The 21,309-nt window shown below is 67.2% G+C and carries 13 protein-coding genes and 1 riboswitch; of the genes, 5 read left to right on the top strand and 8 right to left on the bottom strand.

The window, feature by feature from the left end; genetic code table 11:
* Positions 1 to 140, bottom strand: a 140-nt coding sequence (locus tag U0177_RS09665; protein WP_409570411.1) for a VOC family protein, incomplete at its 3' end; no start/stop codon positions are given.
* A gap of 482 nt (positions 141 to 622) precedes the next feature.
* Between U0177_RS09665 and U0177_RS09660 the strand changes: the two genes are divergently transcribed.
* From U0177_RS09660 to U0177_RS09650, 3 genes are all read left to right on the top strand, one after another.
* Complete coding sequence (locus U0177_RS09660) at positions 623 to 1,582, top strand: carbohydrate kinase family protein (RefSeq protein WP_409570406.1); 960 nt, start codon at positions 623 to 625, stop codon at positions 1,580 to 1,582.
* Between the two features lie 59 nt (positions 1,583 to 1,641).
* Complete coding sequence (locus U0177_RS09655; RefSeq protein ID WP_409570405.1) at positions 1,642 to 2,496, top strand: BtpA/SgcQ family protein; 855 nt, start codon at positions 1,642 to 1,644, stop codon at positions 2,494 to 2,496.
* Positions 2,497 to 3,148: 652 nt separating this feature from the next.
* On the top strand, positions 3,149 to 4,192 hold the full coding sequence (locus tag U0177_RS09650; protein ID WP_409570404.1) for a homoserine dehydrogenase: 1,044 nt from the start codon (positions 3,149 to 3,151) through the stop codon (positions 4,190 to 4,192).
* On the opposite strand, the gene U0177_RS09645 is transcribed toward U0177_RS09650, so the two are convergent.
* Complete coding sequence (locus tag U0177_RS09645) at positions 4,189 to 6,738, bottom strand: ArnT family glycosyltransferase (RefSeq protein ID WP_409570403.1); 2,550 nt, start codon at positions 6,736 to 6,738, stop codon at positions 4,189 to 4,191. The genes U0177_RS09650 and U0177_RS09645 overlap by 4 nt on opposite strands.
* Before the next feature lie 125 nt (positions 6,739 to 6,863).
* Here U0177_RS09645 and U0177_RS09640 point away from each other — a divergent pair, with 125 nt between their 5' ends.
* On the top strand, positions 6,864 to 7,973 hold the full coding sequence (locus U0177_RS09640; RefSeq protein WP_409570402.1) for a YihY/virulence factor BrkB family protein: 1,110 nt from the start codon (positions 6,864 to 6,866) through the stop codon (positions 7,971 to 7,973).
* Positions 7,974 to 8,203: 230 nt separating this feature from the next.
* On the opposite strand, the gene gltB is transcribed toward U0177_RS09640, so the two are convergent.
* The 5 genes from gltB to U0177_RS09615 form a co-directional block, all read right to left on the bottom strand.
* Positions 8,204 to 12,823 (bottom strand): glutamate synthase large subunit, encoded by a 4,620-nt coding sequence (gltB, locus tag U0177_RS09635; protein WP_409570401.1) that lies wholly within the window; start codon positions 12,821 to 12,823, stop codon positions 8,204 to 8,206.
* Positions 12,824 to 13,412: 589 nt separating this feature from the next.
* Entirely contained in the window at positions 13,413 to 14,786 is a 1,374-nt protein-coding gene (gene mgtE, locus U0177_RS09630; protein ID WP_409570400.1) for a magnesium transporter, read from the bottom strand.
* Positions 14,783 to 15,583, bottom strand: coding sequence for an alpha/beta fold hydrolase (locus U0177_RS09625; protein ID WP_409570399.1), 801 nt, complete (start codon positions 15,581 to 15,583; stop codon positions 14,783 to 14,785). The genes mgtE and U0177_RS09625 overlap by 4 nt, the downstream gene beginning before the upstream one ends.
* 320 nt (positions 15,584 to 15,903) lie before the next feature.
* Positions 15,904 to 16,065: riboswitch (M-box (ykoK) riboswitch) on the bottom strand.
* Between the two features lie 302 nt (positions 16,066 to 16,367).
* Positions 16,368 to 17,900 (bottom strand): ammonium transporter, encoded by a 1,533-nt coding sequence (locus tag U0177_RS09620; RefSeq protein ID WP_409570398.1) that lies wholly within the window; start codon positions 17,898 to 17,900, stop codon positions 16,368 to 16,370.
* Between the two features lie 261 nt (positions 17,901 to 18,161).
* Positions 18,162 to 19,367 (bottom strand): cation:proton antiporter, encoded by a 1,206-nt coding sequence (locus U0177_RS09615; protein WP_409570397.1) that lies wholly within the window; start codon positions 19,365 to 19,367, stop codon positions 18,162 to 18,164.
* A gap of 485 nt (positions 19,368 to 19,852) precedes the next feature.
* On the opposite strand from U0177_RS09615, the gene U0177_RS09610 reads away from it, so the two are divergent.
* On the top strand, positions 19,853 to 20,380 hold the full coding sequence (locus tag U0177_RS09610) for a hypothetical protein (RefSeq protein WP_409570396.1): 528 nt from the start codon (positions 19,853 to 19,855) through the stop codon (positions 20,378 to 20,380).
* 244 nt (positions 20,381 to 20,624) lie between these two features.
* Here U0177_RS09610 and U0177_RS09605 read toward each other — a convergent pair whose 3' ends face one another.
* A complete protein-coding gene (locus U0177_RS09605; RefSeq protein ID WP_409570395.1) occupies positions 20,625 to 21,260 on the bottom strand; it encodes a DUF4118 domain-containing protein in 636 nt (211 codons plus the stop codon).
* Positions 21,261 to 21,309 lie beyond the last annotated feature (49 nt).

The following is a 21,309-nucleotide window of genomic DNA, read 5'->3' as shown; positions in this document are numbered from 1 at the left end:
CGCGTGGCCGCCACGACCATATATCGCTCGGGCATGGCGATGCGCTCCCACTCCGACACGCCGAACGCCTGCGAGTAGAAGCCGATCGCGTCCTCGATATCGCGCACTGCGAAGCCAATATGATCCACCGTCGTAAACATAGGTTCTCTCCTGGTTACGCCACTGCCATGCGCCTCACTATAGCAGCTGCCCAGGCGGGCGCAGTGTACCATTCGCAACCAAAAGCGTCAATTGCACGACTTATGTTACTAGCTCGGTTTGATTACTTTCGTTTTGCGATGCCCTGCCTGGCTTCGCCGCTTCGCCAGGCGAGGTTTGGAGGGCGCAAGCCCTCCAAACCTCGCGCCCGGGAGGACACCGCGTAACTCGTGTCATTTACAGGAGTTACGCGGAGCGCGTTTTTGCCTTTGGCAGCGCGGTACTTTTTCATGGATGGTGCTCAGATTTTCGCGCTTTGCGCGAAAATCTGAGCACAAAAGAACGTACGGTACCATGCTGCCGCAGGCAGAACAAGCCCATACCGCAGGCGACCGCGTAAGCCCTGTCATTTACAACCAGGCCAACCGCATGTATCATGCGCCGGCAGTGTACGCCGCATAGTTGCACAACCCAGAGAAACTGTATGACCATCCTCGTCGTCGGCGATGCCAACACCGACCTGAGCGCCGCGCTGGTGCGCTTCCCAGCCGAGGGCGACGACACCCAGATTAGCGCGCTGGAGTGGGGCAGCGGCGGCTCGGCCGCGAATGTTGCGGCCGCCCTCGGCCGCCTGGGAGCGCCTGCTTGCCTGTTCGCCCGCGTCGGCACCGACCCGGCCGCTACGGTGGCCTTGCGGGCGGTGCGCGATGCCGGTGTCGACCTCGGCGCGATCCAGACCGACCCGACGATCGCCACCGGGTTGTGCTACGCGGCGGTATCGCCTGGTGGCGACCGCACGTTCTTCAGCTTTCGTGGCGCGAATGTGGCGCTGGCACCCGCGCCGGCCGCGCTGCTCGGCCAGGCTCGCTGGCTCCATGTCGCGGCCCACGCGCTGCTCGAGGGCCAGCAGCGCGCGACAACGCGCGCGCTGATCGACGCGGCGCTTGCGCGCGATCTGCCGGTGTCGCTGGATCTGTGCCTGCCGACGCTGCGCGCGTGGCGCGCCGAGGTCGAGGCGCTGCTGCCAAACCTGGCGCTGCTGTTCGCCAACGAGCTGGAGCTGGCCGAGCTATGCCCCGGCCTCGCGCCCGACGCCGCTGCCGATCGGCTGGTGCGCGGCGGCCTGCCGCTGGCCGCGATCAAGCTTGGCGCGCGCGGCTGCCTGCTGGCCGCGCCGGGCACGCACCAGCGCGTGCCCGCTTTCGATGTTGCCGCGCTCGACACCAACGGCTGCGGCGACGCATTTGTGGCCGGCTTTCTGCATGCGCACCTGCGCGGCGCGAGCCTGGATCGCTGCGCGACGCTGGCTAACGCGCTGGGCGCGCTCACCGCCACGCGCTACGGCGCGGCCGAAGCCCTGCCCGAGCGCGGCGCGCTGCTCGCATTCCTGCGCGGCTGTGGCGCCGATATCGTGGCCGAGCTGCTCGACCCGGCCGGCGCGTAGCCGCGATCGGTGGGCTTTCCGATGCTGTTCTGATACGAGTTTCAAGGAGCAAAGAGCATATGACTACGCCAACCCCCAGCTGGAAAGCGCGCCTCGACGCGCTTCAGATCGGCGACCTCAAGCAGATCTTCCGCACCTCGAAGCCGGTGATCGGCATGGTGCACTGCTGGCCGCTGCCCGGCGCGCCCGGCTACACCGGCTATGGCATGCAAACGATCATCGAGAATGCGCTGCGCGACGCGCATGCCCTGGCCGAGGGCGGCTGCGATGGGCTGATCGTCGAGAATATGTGGGACATCCCATTTCGCGCCGGGCCGCACATCCAGCCCGAGAGCATCGCCGCGCAGGCGGTGGTGGCGGCGGCGGTGAAGCGCGAGCTAAGCCTGCCCATGGGTATCAACCTGGTGCACAATGGCGGCGTGTCGCTGCTGGGGATCGCCATCGCCAGCGGCGCCGAGTTTATCCGCGTGTGCATGTTCACTGGGGCGGGCGTGTGGGACGCCGGCGAGTGGGACGAAGGCTGCGCCGCAGACTTGATGCGCCGGCGCAAGGAGCTGCACGCCGAGCATATCAAGCTGTTCGCCGATGTCGACAAGAAGCACTCGGTGCGCTTCCCCGGCATCGACCTCGCGACGCATATCGAGTGGACGCGCTTTTTTGGCGCCGACGCGCTGATCGTGTCGGGCCGCATGACCGGCGACGCGCCGGACTTGGCCAAGGTGCGCGAGGCCAAGGCGCTGGCCGGCGACCGGCCGGTGCTGATCGGCAGCGGCGCCGACGAGCGCAATATCGGCGCGTTTATGGAGGTGATCGACGGCGTGATTGTCGGCTCGAGCATCAAGATCGACGGCCGCTGCGAGAACCCCGTCGACACCGCGCGCGTGCGCCGGCTAGTGGCGGCGGCGCGTGGCTAGTACGGGTAGGTACTAGTCGCCGGCCAGTACCAGGTGCATTCTTTCGTTTTATTCATCGGGCGGCGCAGGGCGTATGTGCCGGTTTAGCTTATTGTGATGCCATAGCGCCTTGCTTCCGCGTTTGAATCTGAACAGATTGTAAACTTGGGCTAGTACTTCATCACTCCAAGGGCATAGTACCACTGGCTACCGCAAGACCATACCGTTGGTGCATTGAGATTTGGTGGTGGGTGTGCTATGCTGCGTGCATCGAACGGGCCGCACCACACTACACCACACTGCCCTGGCCCGCCGAACGCTGTCGGACCCGCCGGTGACGACCGGGCATCACAGCACATCGCGGCACACAATCCAGCATCATTCCGGCACACATTTCAGCATCGCTCTCGCAACGTCGTAGTTTCACGCAAGCAGCATCGTAGCACCGTTCTCACACCCTGAACCGTCGTAGCCCACATTCCAGCTCATCGTAGCAATCTGGTCGTCGGCATCGCACTCACAACCAAGCCCCGGCGTGGCTCGCTGACTGACAGCCAACCACACTCCGTCTTCGCAAGGCCCTGGCATTTCGCCAGGGCCGCTGTCGTTGGTGGCGGTAATTTTTCTGGTATGATACGAACCCGGTGCCGTGGCCACAATGAAGAGGAAATCAATGGCTGAAACCACCACCTACCGGCTGCTTCTGGTTGGGTTTGGCTCGGCTGGGCAGGGCCTGGCCCAGATCCTGCGCGACCGCAGCGAATGGCTGGCGAGCCGCTATGGTGTCGACCTGCAGCTCGTGGGCGTATGCACGCGCAATCGCGGCACGCTGTTCGACGACAATGGGCTCGACCCGGCCGCGCTGCTTGAGGCGCTGGCCAGAACAGGCGATCTGCGCGGGCTGCCCGCGCTGCGCGAGTGGCGCCCCGAGGACGCGATTGAGCACGCCGGCGCCGACGTACTGATCGAGCTGAGCCCGACCGACCTGGTTTCTGGCGAGCCGGCCACCGGCTACATACGCCGGGCGCTGGCGAATGGCATGCACGCAATTACCGCGAACAAAGGCCCGATCGCACTGCATTTCGCCGAGCTGCGCATGCTGGCGGCCGAGGCCGGGCTATACCTTGGCTTCGAGGGCACGGTGATGTCGGGCACGCCTGGTCTGCGAACCGCCTGGAGCAGCCTGGCGGGGTGCGAGATACGCGAGCTGCGCGGCATTGTGAACGGCACGACCAACTATATTCTGACGCAGATGGAGCAGGGGCTGGCCTATGCCGATGCGCTGGCCGAAGCGCAGCGGCTGGGCTATGCCGAGGCCGACCCGACCGGCGATGTCGAGGGCTACGATGCTGCGGCCAAAGCGGTGATTCTGGCGAATGTGCTGATGGATGCGCAGATCGGGCTTGGCGATGTCGAGCGCATGGGCATTACCACGCTGACGCGTGACACGCTCGAGGCCGCCCGCGCCGCAGGCGAGCGCTGGAAGCTGATCGCGCGGGTGTGGCGCGACGGCGCCGATGTGCGCGCCAGCGTGCAGCCGACCCGGCTGCCGCTCGCACACCCGCTCGCCGGTGTGGGCGGGGCGACTAACGCGATCACATACAGCACCGACCTGCTCGGCGAGGTGACGTTGATCGGGCCGGGCGCCGGCGGCACCCCCACCGGCTTCGCCATTCTCTCCGATATTCTCGAAATGCACCTGCTGTGGGGCCGCTAGGGCGCGCAGTCGGTGGTTTGAACATTGCAGATCGTAGCTTGCGCGCGCGCTAGCGCCTGGCTGGGCGGCGTGCCGATGCCGTAGATCACATACTCGGGGCCGCCGGTGGTGAGCGCGCGCGGCCCCCGCGCCAGCACGCGCGCGCCTGGCCCGAGCGCGCCGGCCGCACGCTCGAGCGGGATGTCGGGTCGATCGCCGTAGGCCAGCAGCAGGGCGCTGGGGCCGGGCGGGTCGGAGAGCGCACGGCCATCGAAATAGCCAACCTGAATGTTCGAGGTCAGGTAGCGCAGCACGTCGTCGTCGCCAGGGTCGGAGGGGATGAACAGCCTGTAGCCGGCCAAAGCCGGGTCGCGCGCGAGGCGCTGAGCCAGCATGCCGATGTGGGTATCGGCGACATAGAACTGCTCGTAGACCTGCGACTGCGCCGGCCACACTACGAAATAGCGTACGCCATTCAGCAGCAGCACCGCCAGCGCCATGGCGGCTAGCGCTGCCTGGCGAAGGCGCAGCCGGGATAGGGTTGCGAGCAGCGCGTCGGCGCCCAGGCCGGCCAGCAGCAGGGTCGGCGCCAGCGATTCGACCGTGCGCATAGCGTGCGGCGCCTCGATGCTGAACAGGCCGGCCGCCAGCCCGAGTGCCAGCCAGAGGCACAGGGCGCGCGCGCGCCGATCGGCCAAGCTGGCGAGGGTCAGAGCCACACCCACCACAAATACCCCGCCGGTCAGCGGGTCGAGCATGGGCGCGTTCGGCAGGTTGTGCCGGCCGATATAGTCGCCGCGCTCGTTCCACATGCCTAGCAGCAGCCCAAGGTTTTCTTCCAAACGCGCCAGCGGCGCGCGCGTCTCGAGCGAATCGGGGTTGAAGATCGAGGTCTGGCCAATCCGGCGCCCAAAGGCGGCCTGATTGTCCCAGGCGTACTTGATCAACGGCGCGGCGAGCGCCAGCGCGAGCACAGCCGCAAGCGCCAGGTAGGGCAGCGCGCGGCGCCAGGCTTGCCAATCGCGGCCGAACCACAGCAGCGCCAGCGCGCCAAGCACCAGCGGGGTAAGGCGCGATGTGTGGTAGGCGTACACCGCGACGCCCACAGCCAGGCCCAGGCCGAGCGCCAGCACCAGCCGCGCGCCGGCGCGCTCGGCTCGCGCCAGGCGCCATAGGCAGCCGAGCGCCACCAGCGTCAGCAGCGGCCCAAACACGGTTGGGAAGGCGAAGCGGCTTAGGGTTGTGTGCCAGACCGACAGCGCCAGCAGGCCGGCGGCCAGCAGCGCGGCGCGCGTGCCGAACAGCGGCCGGGCGGCGAAGTAGAGCGCCAGCGGCGTCAGCGCGCCGCACAGCGCCGGGATCAGCCGTACTGCCCAGGGCGTCGGGCCGAACAGGCCGATCGGCAGCGCCGCGAGGTAGAACATAAGCGCCGGCAGGTCGGCAATCGTCGGCACATACACCGGGCGGTAGGATGCGTCGTTCAGAATGCGCAGCGCCAGCAAGCCGTGGCGGGCTTCGTCGCGCCACATGCCCGGCGGCAGCGTGTCGAGGCCGGCGAGCCGCAGCACCAGCGCGGCGCATGTGATCGTCGCTAGCGCCAGCGCGACAAGGCGAGGCGACCAGGTGGGCGTGGCCGGCGAGCTGGCGCCGGCCGTCCCCGCGACGAGCGCCGCGCCAAGCAGCAGCAGCGCCCAGCCGGCTGTGCCAGACCACGGCTGCTGCAAAGGCAGCAGCAGCACCGCAGCGCCGATGGCCAGGGCGCCAAGCCAGCGCCAGCGCGCCCCGGCGGTATGCGCGCGCAGCCAGCCCGTCAGCGGCGGCGCCAGCAGCGCACCCCAGGCCAGCCCCATCCCGAGCCACAGGTTCGGCAGCCAGTAGCCCGCAGCAATCGGCGCCAGCGCCATCCACAGGGCATACGCCAGCGCCAGGGCCAGCGTCAGCGCCAGTGCCGGCGCGCGCCCGAGCCAGCGCCGCAGCAAAACAAACACCGCGTCGGCCAGCAGCACCAGAAACAGCACCCGCTCGCCATCGGGCAGCCGGTCGGCGGCGGTGAGCGGATGCGCGGTGATCGTAAGCGAGTTGAAGGCGAAGCCAAGCGGCCGCGCCTCGGGGTAGGGCGGATCGACCAGGCTGTGCAGCGCCAGCAGGCGGCCCTCGGCGTCGTGCGGCGGGGCCGGCAGCAGCAGCGTGTACTCGCGCCACTCGCGGGCCAGCGCCAGGCGTGGCGCCGGGTCGATATTCGCCAGCGTCAGCTGCACCAGCGGCTGGCCTGCCGGGCGCGACGCGCTCAGGCGCACGCGCAGCAGCAGCGGCCCGCGCTGCTCGAAGCCAAACAGGCGCAGCGCGGCTTCGGGCTGGGCCCAGCGGTAGGTGTCGGTTTGGTTATGCTCCTCGGCCCAGAACGAGCCGAGGTAGCGCCGCGCAGTGTCGTCGCTGGCGCGGATCGACAGCTCGGGCCGGGCCAGCCAGACGGCAGCGGCGACGATGCCGGCGACCAGCGCGCTCAGCAACAGCAGGTCGGCCAGCCATGCTCGCCAGGGCGCGGGGGGAATGAAACGTTGCTTCATACGCTTGAGAATCTGCCTGTCGGTTTGGGCGCTGGGCGCGCCAGCGCGATTATAGCACGCAAGTGCCGGCACGCCACTTGCACCTAGGCATATCCCTATATCGCCTTCGGTAGGAAGGAAAAGTTATGGATGGTACAGCAGCCTGGGGGCTTGTCAAAGAAACATTCAGCGACTGGAGCGAAGACAAAGCGCCGCGCCTGGCTGCCGCGCTGGCGTACTACACGGTGTTTGCGCTCGCGCCGCTGCTGATTATCGTGATCGCGATCGCCGGCCTGTTCTTTGGCGAGGAGCAAGTTCGGCAGAACATTGTCGGCCAGCTTGGCGGGCTGATCGGCCAGAATGGCCAGCAGGCGCTGATCTCGCTGATTGAGGGCGCGCGCCGCCCGGCCGCTGGCCTGATCGCCACGGCAATTGGCGTAGTGACGCTGGTGCTGGCGGCCGGGGGACTGTTTGGCCAGCTTCAAGACGCGCTCAACACGATCTGGGAAGTGCAGCCGAAGCCGGGGCAGGGCATCTGGGCTACTCTGCGGGCGCGGTTCTTGTCGTTCTCAATGGTGCTAGGGGTTGGCTTTCTGCTGCTGGTGTCGCTGGTGATCAGCGCCGCGCTTGCGGCGGTGGGCCAGCTCGTGGCCGGCGAACAGTATGGGCAGACGCTGATCTGGCAGATCGTCAACTTCGCCGTATCGTTCGCGATCACCACGCTGCTGTTCGCGATGATCTTCAAGATCCTGCCCGACGTCAAGGTGGCCTGGAGCGACGTATGGATCGGCGCGGTCGCCACTGCGGCGCTGTTCGCGCTCGGCCGCTTGCTGATCAGCCTGTACCTTGGCAAGGCTGCGCCTGAGTCGAGCTATGGCGCGGCCGGCTCGCTGGTAGCTATTCTGATCTGGGTGTACTACTCGGCGCAGATTCTGTTCATGGGCGCTGAGTTCACCCAGGTATATGCGCGGCGCTATGGCTCGAAGATCGAGCCGGCCGAGAATGCTGTGGCGGTGACGGAGGAGGCGCGCGCGCAGCAGGGTATACCGAGCCAGGCTAGCCTTGCCGGAGCCGAGACGCGCGCGCGCCAGGTTGGCGGCGGCGACGAGGCCCAGTCCGACGAGCCGGTCGCGGCGCCACAGGCCGGGCGGGCTGCTGGCGTGGGCGCGCTGGCTGCCTTTGCTATGGGGGTAATTCTGGGGCGGCGGCAGCGCGCCGATCGCTCCGACGAGCCGCCGGAGCGTGGCCGGCGCTAGGCTGCGGCGCCAGGCCCACTATCGCATCCGGCTGACCAGTTGCTTGTATGGGGGGTCGGGGGCGGCGAAGCAGCGCTGTCGTAGGCTCAATCTCGTTGCTTGAGGAAGCCGAAGAGCGCAAGTGTGTAACCCTATTGCTTTTGCGATGCCCTGCCCAGCTTCGCCGGGCAGGGCATCGCAAAAGCAAAGTGATCAAACGGAGAGGGATTGTAATCAGGCGAGCTGCGGCGTTAGTGCAGATGCAGCACGCGCTCGCGCAACATCAGCCAGGTTTTGGTCTGCTGCACCTTGATGCCGCGCGGCGCCACGCGCACGAACTGGCCGCGCGCCTGCTCCCAGTGCGCCAGCAGCGCAGTGGCGCGCGGGCTACCGGTGAGCTCGTGGTGGCGCTCCAGCAGGCCGCGGATGTTGACCTCGTCCTCGCTGTCGAGGCTGCCCAGCTCGACCATCTCGCCATTGCAGCGTGCGGCGAAGCTGCCGTCTTCGTCGAGCACATAGGCGATGCCGCCGGTCATGCCGGCCGCGAAGTTGCGCCCGGTGGCGCCGAGCACCAGCACCACGCCGCCGGTCATGTACTCGCAGCCGTGGTCGCCCAGGCCCTCGACAACCGCCACCGCCCCGGAGTTGCGCACCGCGAAGCGCTCGCCGGCGCGGCCGGCCGCGAACAGCGCGCCGCCAGTGGCGCCATATAGCACGGTATTGCCGATGATCGTATTCTCGTGAGTGGCGTAACGCGCCGCCGCCGAGGGCCGCACGACGATCTCGCCGCCGCCCATGCCCTTGCCGACGTAGTCGTTCGCCTCGCCGGTGAGCAGGAAGTGCACGCCCGGCGCCTGGAACGCGCCGAAGCTCTGGCCGGCGCTGCCGCTGAAGCGCACCGTGACGGCGCCGTCGGGCAGGCCCGCCTCGCCGTAGCGCCCACCGATCGCGCCCGACAGCGTCGCGCCGACCGTGCGGTCGCAGTTGCCGATCGCGAACTCCAGCTCGATCGGCTGGCCCAGCTCGATTGCCGGCGCGGCCGCTGCGGCGAGGCGCTGGTTGAGCTCGCTGGTAGTGGCGTAGCCATTCCAGGGCTGGGTATTGCCGATCGGGTCGCCGTCGCTGTCGAGCCGCTCAAGCATCGGCCCGAGGTTCAGCAAGTCGGCGTCGCCGCCGCGCCGCACCTGGCGCAGCAAGTCGGTGCGGCCGACGATCTCGCCGAGCGAGTGTGCGCCGAGCGAGGCCAGCAGCTCGCGCACCTCCTGGGCGATATGCAGGAAGAAGTGGATCACCTGCTCGGGTGTGCCGCTGAACTTTGCGCGCAGCTCGGGCCGCTGGGTGGCAATGCCCACCGGGCAGCTGTTCATGTGGCAGGCGCGCGCCATCACGCAGCCCTCGGCCACCAGCGCAGCCGTGCCGAACGAGAACTCGTCGGCGCCGAGCAGCGCGGCCATAACCACATCGCGCCCGGTCTTCAGGCCGCCGTCGGCGCGCAGGCGCACCCGGCCGCGCAGCCCATTCAGCACCAGCGTCTGCTGGGTTTCGGCCAGGCCCAGCTCCCAGTTCACGCCGGCATTCTTGATCGACGACAGCGGCGAGGCGCCGGTGCCGCCCGAGTGGCCGCTGATCAGGATCACGTCGGCGCCGCCCTTGGCCACGCCGGCGGCGACCGTGCCGACGCCAGCCTCGGCCACCAGCTTCACCGACACGGCCGCAGCCGGGTTGACCTGCTTCAAGTCGAAGATGAGCTGAGCCAGATCCTCGATGCTGTAGATATCGTGGTGCGGCGGCGGCGAGATCAGCTGCACGCCCGGCGTGGTGTGGCGCACGCGCGCGATCTCCTCGGTGACTTTATGGCCGGGCAGCTGGCCGCCCTCGCCGGGCTTCGAGCCCTGGGCCATCTTGATCTGCAGCTCGCGCGCCGCCGCCAGGTAGGCCGGCGTCACGCCGAAGCGCCCCGAGGCCACCTGCTTGATCGGGCTGTTGCGCTCGTCGGTGTAGCGCTCGGGCGACTCGCCGCCCTCGCCGGAGTTGCTCATGCCGCCCAGGCGGTTCATGGCGATCGCCAGCGTCTCGTGCGCCTCGCTGCTGGTCGAGCCCAGCGACATCGCGGCGGTCGAGAAGCGCGTCACGATCGCCTCGACCGGCTCGACCTCGTCGAGCGGCAGGGCGGCCTGCTCGGCGCGCTCGGCGATCTCCAGCAGGTCGCGCAGTTCGGTGGGCGGCCGCTTGTGCACCAGGTTGCTGTAGGCCTGGTAGGTGGTGTAGTCGCCGCCGCCGGCGGCTCGCTGCAGCGCGTGCACCACGGCGGGCGAGAACGAGTGGTACTCGCCGTCTTTCTTGAACTTATAGAAGCCGGGGTTGGGCAGCGAGCCGCGCGTGGCCACCAGCGGCAGGCGGTTCGCGAACGCCGCGTCGTGATGCTCGAGCACATCGGCGGCGAGCTTATCGAAGCCCACGCCGCCCAGGCGCGCGGGCGTGCCGCTGAAGCAGCGCTCGACCACCGCGTCGGCCAGGCCGATGGTCTCGAAGATCTGCGCGCCGCAGTAGCTATCGACAGTGGCGATGCCGATCTTCGACATGATCTTCAGCAGGCCTTTTTCGAGCGCGTGGATGTAGTTGTTTTCGGCTTCGTCGGCCAGCTCGGTGGCGCTGCGGCGCTCTTCGTCGGCCGCGGCCTTGCTGCCGCGCACTTCTTCGCGCTCGATGGCCAGGCTGCGCACGCTGGCGAGCGCCAGGTAGGGGTTCACGGCCTCGGCGCCCATGCCCACCAGGCAGGCCAGGTGGTGCACTTCGCGCGGCTCGCCGCTCTCAACGATCAGGCTCACGGCGGTGCGCAGGCCCAGGCGAATCAGATGCTGGTGCACCGCGCCGAGCGCCAGCAGCGCCGGGATGGGCGCGTGGTTTTCGTCGACGCCGCGGTCGCTGATGATCAGCAGCACCTTGTTGGCGGCCACGGCCTGCGCGGCCTGGCGACACAGCCGGTCGAGCGCGGCGCGCATGGCGTACGGGCCTTCCGAGGCCGGAAACAGCGCGCGGAGCGTCTCGTTGGCGTACATTGGGTCGTTGAGCGAGCGGATCTTCGCCAGGTGCTCGTCGGTCAGCACCGGGCTCGCCAGCCGGATCAGGTGGGCGTGCTGCGGGCCTTCTTCGAGGAAGTTGCCGCGCCGGCCCAGCGCGAACGAGAGCGACATCACCAGCTCTTCGCGCAGCGGATCGATCGGCGGGTTGGTCACCTCGGCGAAGCGCTGCTTGAAGTAGCCGTACAGTGGGCGGGCGCGCTCGGCCAGCACTGCGGCGGGCGTATCGTCGCCCATCGAGCCGACCGGCTCCTGGCCATCGCGCAGCATCGGGCGCAGCACCACCGCCAGCTCTTCCGAGGTATAGCCGAAGGCGTGCTGCAGCTCGCCCAGCAGCGCCGACTTAGCGGCGCGCGCGGCTGAGCTTTCGGGCTCGTAGCCCTCGATGATATGCGCCACGCCAGCCGGCGGCAGCACTTCCATCTGGCGTGCCAGCCACTCGGCGTAAGGCTGCGCGGCCGCCAGGCGGCTCTTGATCGCCTGGTTTTCCTCGAACTTGCCGGTGCGCAGGTCGGCGGCGATCATCTGGCCGGGGCCGACCTTGCCCTTGTGCACCACGCGGGCATCGTCGATCGCCACCGCGCCAACCTCCGAGCCGCACACCACCAGGCCGTCGTCGGTGATCAGGTAGCGCGCCGGGCGCAGGCCGTTGCGGTCGAGCGCCAGGCCCACCGTGCTACCGTCGCTGAAGCACAGCGCGGCCGGCCCGTCCCACGGCTCGGTGAGGCCGGCGTGGTACTGGTAGAAGGCCCGCCACTCCGGGCTCATGTCCTGCACGCGCTCCCAGGCCTCAGGCACCAGCATCGTCAGGGCGTGGCGAATATCGCGCCCGCCCATCACCAGCAGCTCAAGCACATTGTCGAGCATAGCCGAGTCTGACCCGCTGAGGTCGACCACGGGGCCAAGCGCGGCCACGGCGTGTGCCAGCGCGCCGCCGCCGCGCTCGACGGCACTGTCGCCGGCTGCGGCGGCGCGCCACTCGGCCTCGCGCGCGCGCATCCAGGTAACATTGCCCTGCAAGGTGTTGATCTCGCCGTTGTGCGAGAGCATGTGGAACGGCTGGGCGCGCTCCCACGTGGGGAAGGTGTTGGTCGAGTAGCGCTGGTGGAACACCGCAATCGCCGTGGTGTAGTCGGGGTCGGCCAGGTCGGCGAAAAAGTGTGGCAGCACCGGCGCGACCATCAGGCCCTTGTATACCAGCGTGCGGCTCGAGAGCGAGGCCACATAGAAGCCCTCGAGCTTCTGCGCGAGCGCGGCGGCCTCCATGGCCTTGCGAGCCAGGTACAGCGCGCGCTCGTAAGCCTCGGGGGCGGCCGGCGCGGCGGGTGTGCGGCCGATCAGCGCCTGCTCGATCGCCGGCTGAGTGGCGCGCGCGCGCTCGCCCAGCGCGTCGCTGTCGACGGGCACCACGCGCCACGCCAGCACCTCGGCGCCATAGCTTGCCAGCGCCTCGGCCACCAGCGCGCGGGCTGCGGCGCGGGCGGCTTGATCGTGCGGCAGGAAGCACATCGCCACCGCCAGATCGTCGGCGGGGTAGGCCACGCCCAGCTTCGCCAGCTCGCGAGCGAAGAACGCGCGCGGGATCTGCGTCAGCACGCCCGCGCCGTCGCCGCTCTTGCCGTCGGCGGCTACGCCGCCACGATGGGCCATATTGCCGACGGCCGTCAGGGCCATCTGCACAATCTCGTGGCTAGGCGCGCCCGAGAGGCGGGCCACAAAGCCGATGCCACACGCGTCGTGCTCGAAGCGCGGATCGTACAGGCCACGTCGGATCATCTTGTTGGTTTGCATGGTCGTTCCATCCCTCTACTGCGCGCCTATTTGCGAAGAGCCGGCGCCGGATACCGCGGCGCTATGCAGGGTAGCGTATTGAAGGGTCAGTCGATCCGATGGTGTAGCAGCGCTGCCCGAGCAAAGCCTACGGGCGCTACACCGGAAGGAACTCCATCGTGGAGCGTTGATTGGTTGAGTGACCACCAAGCGAGCCAGATTGCTATGAGCGAGGGTGGCGAGCTACGCCGGCAGCAGGCGCCGGATAAACAAAACCCACAGCTGGATCTCGTTCGCCGAGACCGCTGCGGGCGTCATTGCAATCCGCTGAGATGTATTAATGGTTAAAAGAGACTATACAGGATAGAACGCCGCCTTGTCAAGCTCGTTCGTGCATTATTTCTCAGGCAGCGATCGAAGTTTGGTGCTTTTGCATAAACGGCCTGGAGGCGTGTGCGGCCGAATGTTTCAATATTGAATAGTTTTGTAGCCTAAAGTAGGCAGAAGCGCGCTAAGTTGTGCAGAATTGCCATATAGTTGTATATACGCGAGGCGTTGGCAGCGCCGCCACGTGCACGCCAGTGTGGGGTGGTGTGGCGGCGGGTTTGGGCTACAGGCCCAGCAGCACCTTGGCAATCAGCAGGTAGATCGCCAGGCCGGTGGCATCGACGAGCGTGGTGATCAGCGGGGCCGAAACCACCGCCGGGTCGATCTTCAGCTTTTGCGCGATCAGCGGGATGAGCGCGCCAATGGTATTGGCCCAGGTGCAGATCGCGATGATCGTCAGCCCCACCACGCCCGCCAGCGCGTACGAGCTGCCCCACAGCAGCGCGCGCCCGAAGGCCACCGCGCCGAGGATCAGGCCGAGCAGGATACCGCCGGCTAGCTCGCGGCCGATCACGCGCGGGGCGTCGCGCAGGCGGATCTCGCCGAGCGCCAGGCCGCGAATCAGCGTCGAGACCGTCTGGGCGCCGGTGTTGCCGCCCGTGCCGATCAGCAGTGGGATGAAGAACGAGAGTGCGACGACGCGCGCTAGCTCGCTTTCGAACAGGCGCAGCACGCTGCCGGTGAACGTTTCGGCCAGAAACAGCAGCAGCAGCCAGCCCACGCGCTTACGCACCACGCGCGCCAATGGCACGCTGAAATACGGCTGGTCGAGCTCGGGGCCGCCTTCGATTCCGGCAAAGCGCAGCACATCTTCGGTGCTCTCCGACACCAGCACGTCGATCACGTCGTCGACGGTGATGATGCCGAGCATCTGGCCGCTGGCGGCAACTACCGGCAGCGTCAGCACATCGTAGCGCGCCACCAGCCGGGCTACCTCCTCCTGGTCGGTGGTTGGTGCGATCGTGATGACATCGCTCTGCATAAGCGCGTCGAGCCGGCGCTCGGGCGGCGCCGTGACGACGGCGTGCAGCGGCGCCACGCCCAGCAGCTGTTGGGCCGGGCCGAGCACGTACAGGTCGGTAAACGACTCGATCTCGGGGTCGCTGTGCCGCAGGTACACGAGCGTTTCGCCTGCGGTCATCTCGGGGCGCACGCGCACGAACTTCTCAGTCATCAGGCGGCCGGCGCTTTGCGGCGGGTAGCTGAGCAGCGCGCGCACCTCGGCCGCGTCGCCCGGCTCCATGGCCGCCAGCAGCGCCTGCTGGCGCTCGGGCACGTCCTCGCTAAGGATCTCGGCCACGTCGTCCATGGGCAGGCGGTCGAGCAGGTCGCCGGCCTTGTCGGCAGGCAGCTGCTCGAGCAGCTCGCGCGTAGCCTCGCGGCTGGTTTCGCCAAGCACATCGGCGGCCAGCGCGGGGGCGAGCAGGCCGAACACACGGATTTTGTCGTCGTCGTCGAGCCGGTCGATCACCTCGGCGATGTCGGCCGGGTGCCGGCCAGCCAGCAGCAGGCGCAGCCCATCGAGATCGTGTGCGGCCAGCACATTGCGCACGCGCTGCTCGAGCGCCTCGACCCAGGTGATCGTTCCGGTGCTCATGCGCGCGCCTCCTGGGTGGCGAGCCATGGCTCGACGATCGCCAGCAGCTCGGGGGTGTGGGTTGCGACGAGCCAGTGCCCGGCGTAGGGCAGGGTGTGCAGTTTGGCGCCAGGCAGCAGCGCGGCCAGCTCGTGGGCGTGGCGCAGTGGCGTCACGGTGTCGTGCTCGCCGGCCACAACCAGCGCCGGGCAGCCGAGCGTCGGCAGCCAGCTGCGGCTGTCGAAGCTCTGCAGCGCGCGCGCCACCGGGGCCACCCGGCCGCCCTGGCTATGCGCGAGCGCGGCGCCCACCGGCTCGGGGGGGCGCGCGCGCAGCTGGCCGTCGGCCAATGCGCCGGCGCGCCGAGGCCCAAGCAGGCGCAAGAGCTCGGGGCGCAGCCGTACTTTGATGCGCTCGGGCAGCGTGGCGGCGCTGCGCGCGTAGGCGCACACCAGCGCCAGGCCGCGCACGCGCGCCGGGTAGCGCAGGGCTAGCTGCTGGGCCACGGCGCCGCCGCTGGCGTAGCCCAGCACCAGGCACGACGGAATGTTCAGCAGATCGAGCAGATTCGCGACGTCGGCGGCCATGCGATCGATGCTGTCGGGGCCGGGCAGGCATGTGCTGTGGCCGTGGCCGCGCAGATCCGGTACGATCACCTGGAAGCGGCGCGCCAGCGCCGGGATGATCGGCCGGAAGATCGCGCCGGTGGCGCCGAGGCCGTGGAGCAGCAGCAGCGGCGTGCCGCTGCCGTGGAGAGTGCAGTAGAGCGCGGTGGCGCGGCGGTGGGCCGCGCGCATGCGCAGGGCGGGAGTTGCCATAATGTCCTCCAAATGTTCTGGTGGCGGCGTGGCCACCGGGATAGGCGGCGCGGGTGGCGGCGCCAGTGATATGGAGGACAAAAGCAGCGCCCCCACACCTCGCGGTGTGAGGGCGCATGCGGCGGCGCGGCGCGATCAGCTCATTCGAGCGCGCCAGGCCACGGCAGGTGCACAGTCACAACGCGAGTTCACCAGCGCACGGCGCCACTCAGCGCGCCGCGAGCAAGAATGACTGACGTCCATACAACCCCATAAAAAGCCCCCTCGGGCAAGCCCAAGGAGGCCAAAAGCACTGAGCGAACGTTTATACAAACGCCCTCGGCTTCTCCCCAACTTGAGCTTTGGCACTGCACAGCGTAGCCTTCGCAGTCGTGTTAGAGCGAGCCTTAGCTCGGACCGCCCTGGTATACCCCTGAGCGTCTTTCGACGGGCCGGGGCAACGACTTGTGTCTGTGCAGACGCCGCACCTAACGAGAGAGCGCGTACGCCTTGCCGGAATTCGTGTTCCGTCGGGGCCAGTATACACCGATTGCAGAGGCAGTGTCAATATCTTGTGAAATCTATGACAAAGAATTTATACCAGGCGCGCTTGTTTGAGCCGACTGCGTGCGGGTTTCGGAGTGGCGCGGAAAAACCGCCTACAAAAGGAAATCGGAGACTATGCTGCCGCAGGCTGCACGCTCGCCGCGTCGAAATGCACAGCAACGCAGCTGCGTGGCTTCGAGCAACAAAAAAGGGGTTCGGCGCGGCAAAACCGCGCCGAACCCCCTCCTGCGGGAATGTTTTAGCTGGCCGGAGCCGTAACGCCCGACACGCCAGCCGGCTCAGTGACCTGGCCGCCGGGCACTGCCACGCCGTCGGTGACGTAGCCAAGCTCGCCCATCTCGGGGATATCCAGGCCGTTGATCTCATCTTCGGCGCGGCTGCGCAGCCAGCCGGCGCGCTTGAGCGCCGCGAAGAACACGTACGACAGGCCAAACGCCCAGGTGGCGATCGCCACCACCTCGAGCACCTGCGGCAGGATCTGGCCGAAGCTGCCGCCGACAATGCCGGTGACCGGGGCGGTGACGCCGTTCCAGGCGCCGGTGTCGGGGTTGCCGACGGCGAAGATGCCGACGGCCAGCACGCCCCACATGCCGTTCACGAAGTGCACCGGCACGGCGCCGACCGGGTCGTCGATCTTGGCCTTCTCGAGCCAGCCCGAGGCCAGCACCACCAGCACGCCGGCCACCAGGCCGATGATCACCGCGCCCCACGGATCCACAAACGCGCACGGTGCGGTGATCGCCACCAGGCCGGCCAGGATGCCGTTCACCGACATCGACGGCGAGGGCTTTTTGGCCGGGGTGAAGAACCAGGTATAGAACATCGTGCTGCAGCCGCCGGCCGCGCCGGCCAGCAGCGTGTTGATCGCGGCTACCACCGTCAGGTTGATCGGCCAGAGCGAAGCTGCGGTGGTGACATTGCCGCTGGCGTCGGCCACCGCCGGGGTGATCAGGCCAAGCGACGAGCCGGGGTTGAAGCCGAACCAGCCGAAGAACAGGATGATCGTGCCGAGCACGCCCATTGGGATGTTGTGGCCGGGGATGGTGTTGGCGCTGCCGTCCTTATTGAACTTGCCAATGCGCGGCCCGAGCACCATGGCGATCGCCAGCCCAACCGCGCCGCCGGTCATGTGCACCACGCCCGAGCCGGCGAAGTCGACCGCGCCATTGCCGAGGCCGAGCGAGCGGCCGAGGTTGGCCAGCCAGCCGCCGCCCCAGACCCAGTTGCCGGCGATTGGGTAGATGAGCATGCTGACCCAGAAGCTCATGATCACGAAGCCCGAGAATTTAACGCGCTCGGCGCCCGAGCCAGTCGGGATCGTCGCAGCGGTGTCCATGAAGACCATCTGGAACAGGAAAAACGCGAAGATACCGGCGGCGCTGAGGCCGATGCCCTGCAGGAAGAAGCCGGTGGTGCCAAGCACGCCGAACTGCTCGCCCAGGCGAATACCGCTGGCCAGGTTATCGCCCCAGGCGCCCAGCGTCAGCGGCGAGAAGGCCCATGGGCCGGCGATCGCGCCGGGAGTGCTTACCTCGGGGTAGGCCAGGTTGAGCGCGCCGAACTGAAATGCGAAGCCACAGATCCAATAGCCGATCGCGCCGATGCAGAACACCATCATGTTCATCAGCATGGTGTGCGCGACGTTCTTCGCGCGGGTGAAGCCGGTTTCGACCAGGGCGAAGCCGGCCTGCATGAAGAAGACCAGAAAGCCCGCGAGAATCAGCCAGAGGATGTTTGCTGCGGTGGTGAGAAGCTGTAGCTGATCGTTCATGGAGAGATCCTTCCTTTCGTTTCTTTAACCTCGTCGTAGTTTTGGTGCGGCGTCCGGCTCAACAGATCGCATCTGCACGCGGCGGATAGCGATCGTGTCGAACGGCGCGCCTCTGTACGGCGACCCTTTGGCAGCGTGGCCGGCCCATCAGTCGGGGATGGGTGCAGCGGCGGCCCGGCCGCTGCAAACTGTGTGGGTAGGGGCAACCTCCTTCCAATCTCCTCAGCTCTCGCCGCCGATCCGATACAGCGGCCTGCGTGCTTAATCGGCCGCGCCGTCGGCCACCAGCGGTGGCGCTGGCTCGGCCGCGGCGTGCGGGTCCTGGCGGGCCTGAAAGGCCATCCGTAGCAGCGGCGGCGTGACCAGCGTGGTGGCGAGCGTGACGACCACCAGCACCGAGAACAGGCTGGCGCTGAGCAGGCCATTGGCCAGGCCCGCGCCGGCAATCACCAGCGCCACTTCGCCGCGCGACACCATGCCAATGCCGATCTGCAGCGACGAGCGGTTGTTGAAACCGCCCAATCGCGCGCCCAGGCCGCCGCCGACGATCTTGGTGATGATCGCCAGGACGATCAGCACCGCGGTGAGCAGCGGCGCGGCCATCAGCCCGCCGGCCTGGGCCTGCAGGCCGATGTTGATGAAAAACACCGGGATGAAGAAGCCATAGCCTAGCGACGCGGTGCCCTCGTGCACGATATGGCCTTCGTTGGCGTGCCGCGCCACCACCACGCCCAGCAGGTAGGCGCCAGTGATCGTAGCGACGCTGCCGAGCGCCTCGGCGGCCCAGGCGTACACCAGCACCATGCCCAGCAGTAGGGCCAGGCTGGCCTCGCGGTGGTGCAGGTGGCGCTCCCAGCGCACAACCATTGGCACGATCTTGTCGCCGACGAACCAGGCGATCGGGAAGAACAAGAACATCTTGCCGAGCGTGAACAGCATGTTGCCCTCGCCCGACAGGCTCATCACCAGCGCGAACACCAGCACGCCCAGCACATCGTCGATGATCGCCGCGCCGAGGATCGTCGAGCCCTCGCGCGAGCGCAGCCGCCCAAGCTCGCGCAGCGTCTGGGCCGAGATGCTGACGCTGGTGGCGGTGAGCACCGCGCCAAGGAACAGCGCGTGGTGCCATTCGAGGCCAAACATCTCGCCGATCAGCAGGCCGGCGAACAGCGGCAGCACCACGCCGCCGATTGCTGTGAGCATCGACGCGCGGCCGGCTTGCTTCAGCGCCATGGTATCGGTTTCGAGGCCTGCCATAAACATCAGCAGGATGACGCCAATGTCGGCCAGCAGCTGGATGGTGCCGTTTGGCGCGAGCAGGCCAAGCAGCGATGGCCCAAGCAGCAGGCCTAGCAATAGCTCGCCGAACACCGCCGGCATGCCGATTTTGTGGCTGATCTGCGCGGCAATCTTCGCACCAACCAGGATACCAGCCAGCGGCAGAAGCATATTGAGTGTCTCGTGCATGGCGTCCTCAGCTCTCAAACACAGCGACGCCGGCTAGATCGACCGTGATCTCTCCGGCGCCGCGTCATTGCACAGTGGTTTAATAAAAACTATACCTTGGTAGCTGGAGTATACGGGCTTACGCGCTGCAGCACTACAGCTACAACGTATAAATCTCTGTTTCAACGTTTTGTATATATTGCCCAAATCAAAGATTTTGAACTTAGCTAAAGCAGGCCAATTGCGCCGAAACAAAGCCGAATCAATTCACGGCTGAGGGCGAAGGCCCGCTATACCGGGCCTACAATAGCGGCTATTTATTTTTCCTTTATCTGGCTCTCATCCAGCCTTCATATTACGCTTTTACCATAGGCATGTTTTAGACAAACTATCTATAAAGCGGGGCGTAGCGGGCGGGGCGTAGCGCTGGTATGTTGGAATATGCGCGATGGCCCCGGCTTTTTGATTCTTAGGCGCCGTGCCTGCCATGGCGCGACGCGGTGCGCATGCTAGACGAAGCTACACTACGCCGCCTGTATCTGCACGAGCAGCGTTCGATCCGCGATATCGCCGCACTGCTTGGCGCGTCGACGCGGGTGGTATACGACGCTCTGATTCACTACCGCATCCCGCGGCGAACCGCCGGATTTCGCCCCGTACACGAGGAGCCGGCTGAAGATCGGCTTGACGAAGCCATGCTCCGGCGCTGGTACCTGGAGGAAGAGCGCTCGATCCGCGCCATCGCCGATCTGGCGCAGGTATCGACGCGCGTCGTCTACGAGGCGCTGATCCGCTACGGGATTCCGCGCCGTACCGCGGGGCAGCGGCCGGCCGGGGTAGCGGCGGGTGCCCTGCCGAGCGCACCGATCGATGAGCCGACGCTACGCCGCCTGTATGAGCAGGAAGGCCGCTCGATCGCGGCGATCGCTGCGGCGCTGGCATGCTCGCCGGCGCGCGTGCGCCGGGCGCTGGTGCACTGGGGAATCGAGCGGCGCCAGCGTGGCCGGCCAGGGGCCGCGCCGGCGGTGGACTAAGAGCCTGTTTGAAAAGGGGGTGCGCGAGGGGCATAGCCCCTCGCACTTCTGCGGGTGGCGGCCACATTCGTGGCCGCCACCCGCCAGAAAAAGTGAATACTTGGAGGGACAAAGTCCCTCCAAACCACCCTTTTCAAACAACTTCTAAGGGGATCGCGAAGTTCAGATCATCCCGCCTGGCGGGGCGCGGAGGCGGCACAGCCGCCCGCGCAGATGCTTTTCCGCCAAACCTCTTGCCGAGTCTTTAATCGGCAGTATCCTTCGGCGAGCTTGCTTGAACCCCAAGCCAATAGCTCACAAACGCCGACAGCGCGTCGTGAAGCTCCCACGAGGGGTGCTGCCGTGCAACCAGGCGGCGCTGATGGAACAGCGTCAGCAGCAGCTCGGAATCCGCATCGTCCAGAAAGATTGAAAACTCGCCGTCGGCAAAGTAGGTAAGCTCGGCAGGCTGGGGCGCCGTGTGCTGCTGAGCAAGTGCCGACAGCGCTGCAAGCTCGCGCGCCTGCTCGCGCACAATTGCCGCCTGCTCGCGCGCGCGAAGCGTCATCGCGCCGGCGAGTAGTGCCGCGGCGATGAAGCTAGCCAGATCCCACGGCCGGGCGATATCGTTGACGCTGAAGCCAAAAATTGGCTCGACGAAGAAAAACTTAAATGCTAAAAAGCACACAACCGCGCCAACCAGCGCCGGCAGGCGCCTGGCGGTAGCGGCGCACAGCAGCACAGCCAGCAGATAGCACAGCGCGATGTTCGCCTGGTCGATATGCTGCTGCGCGATCCAGAGCAATGCTGTAACGGTCGACACGACGGCAGCGATCCAGCGGTATGGATACAGCAGCATTACATCGTGAACGCGCATGGGCAATCGGGCCATAGTGACCATCTGCAACTCCTTGTGGCTGTGCTCGATATACCAAGAACCGCACTCGCAA

The organism is Kouleothrix sp. (genome assembly GCF_046328425.1).
GTDB lineage: Bacteria > Chloroflexota > Chloroflexia > Chloroflexales > Roseiflexaceae > Kouleothrix.
Note: the sequence above shows the minus strand (reverse complement) of the source record. Positions and strands in the feature narration are given on the sequence as shown.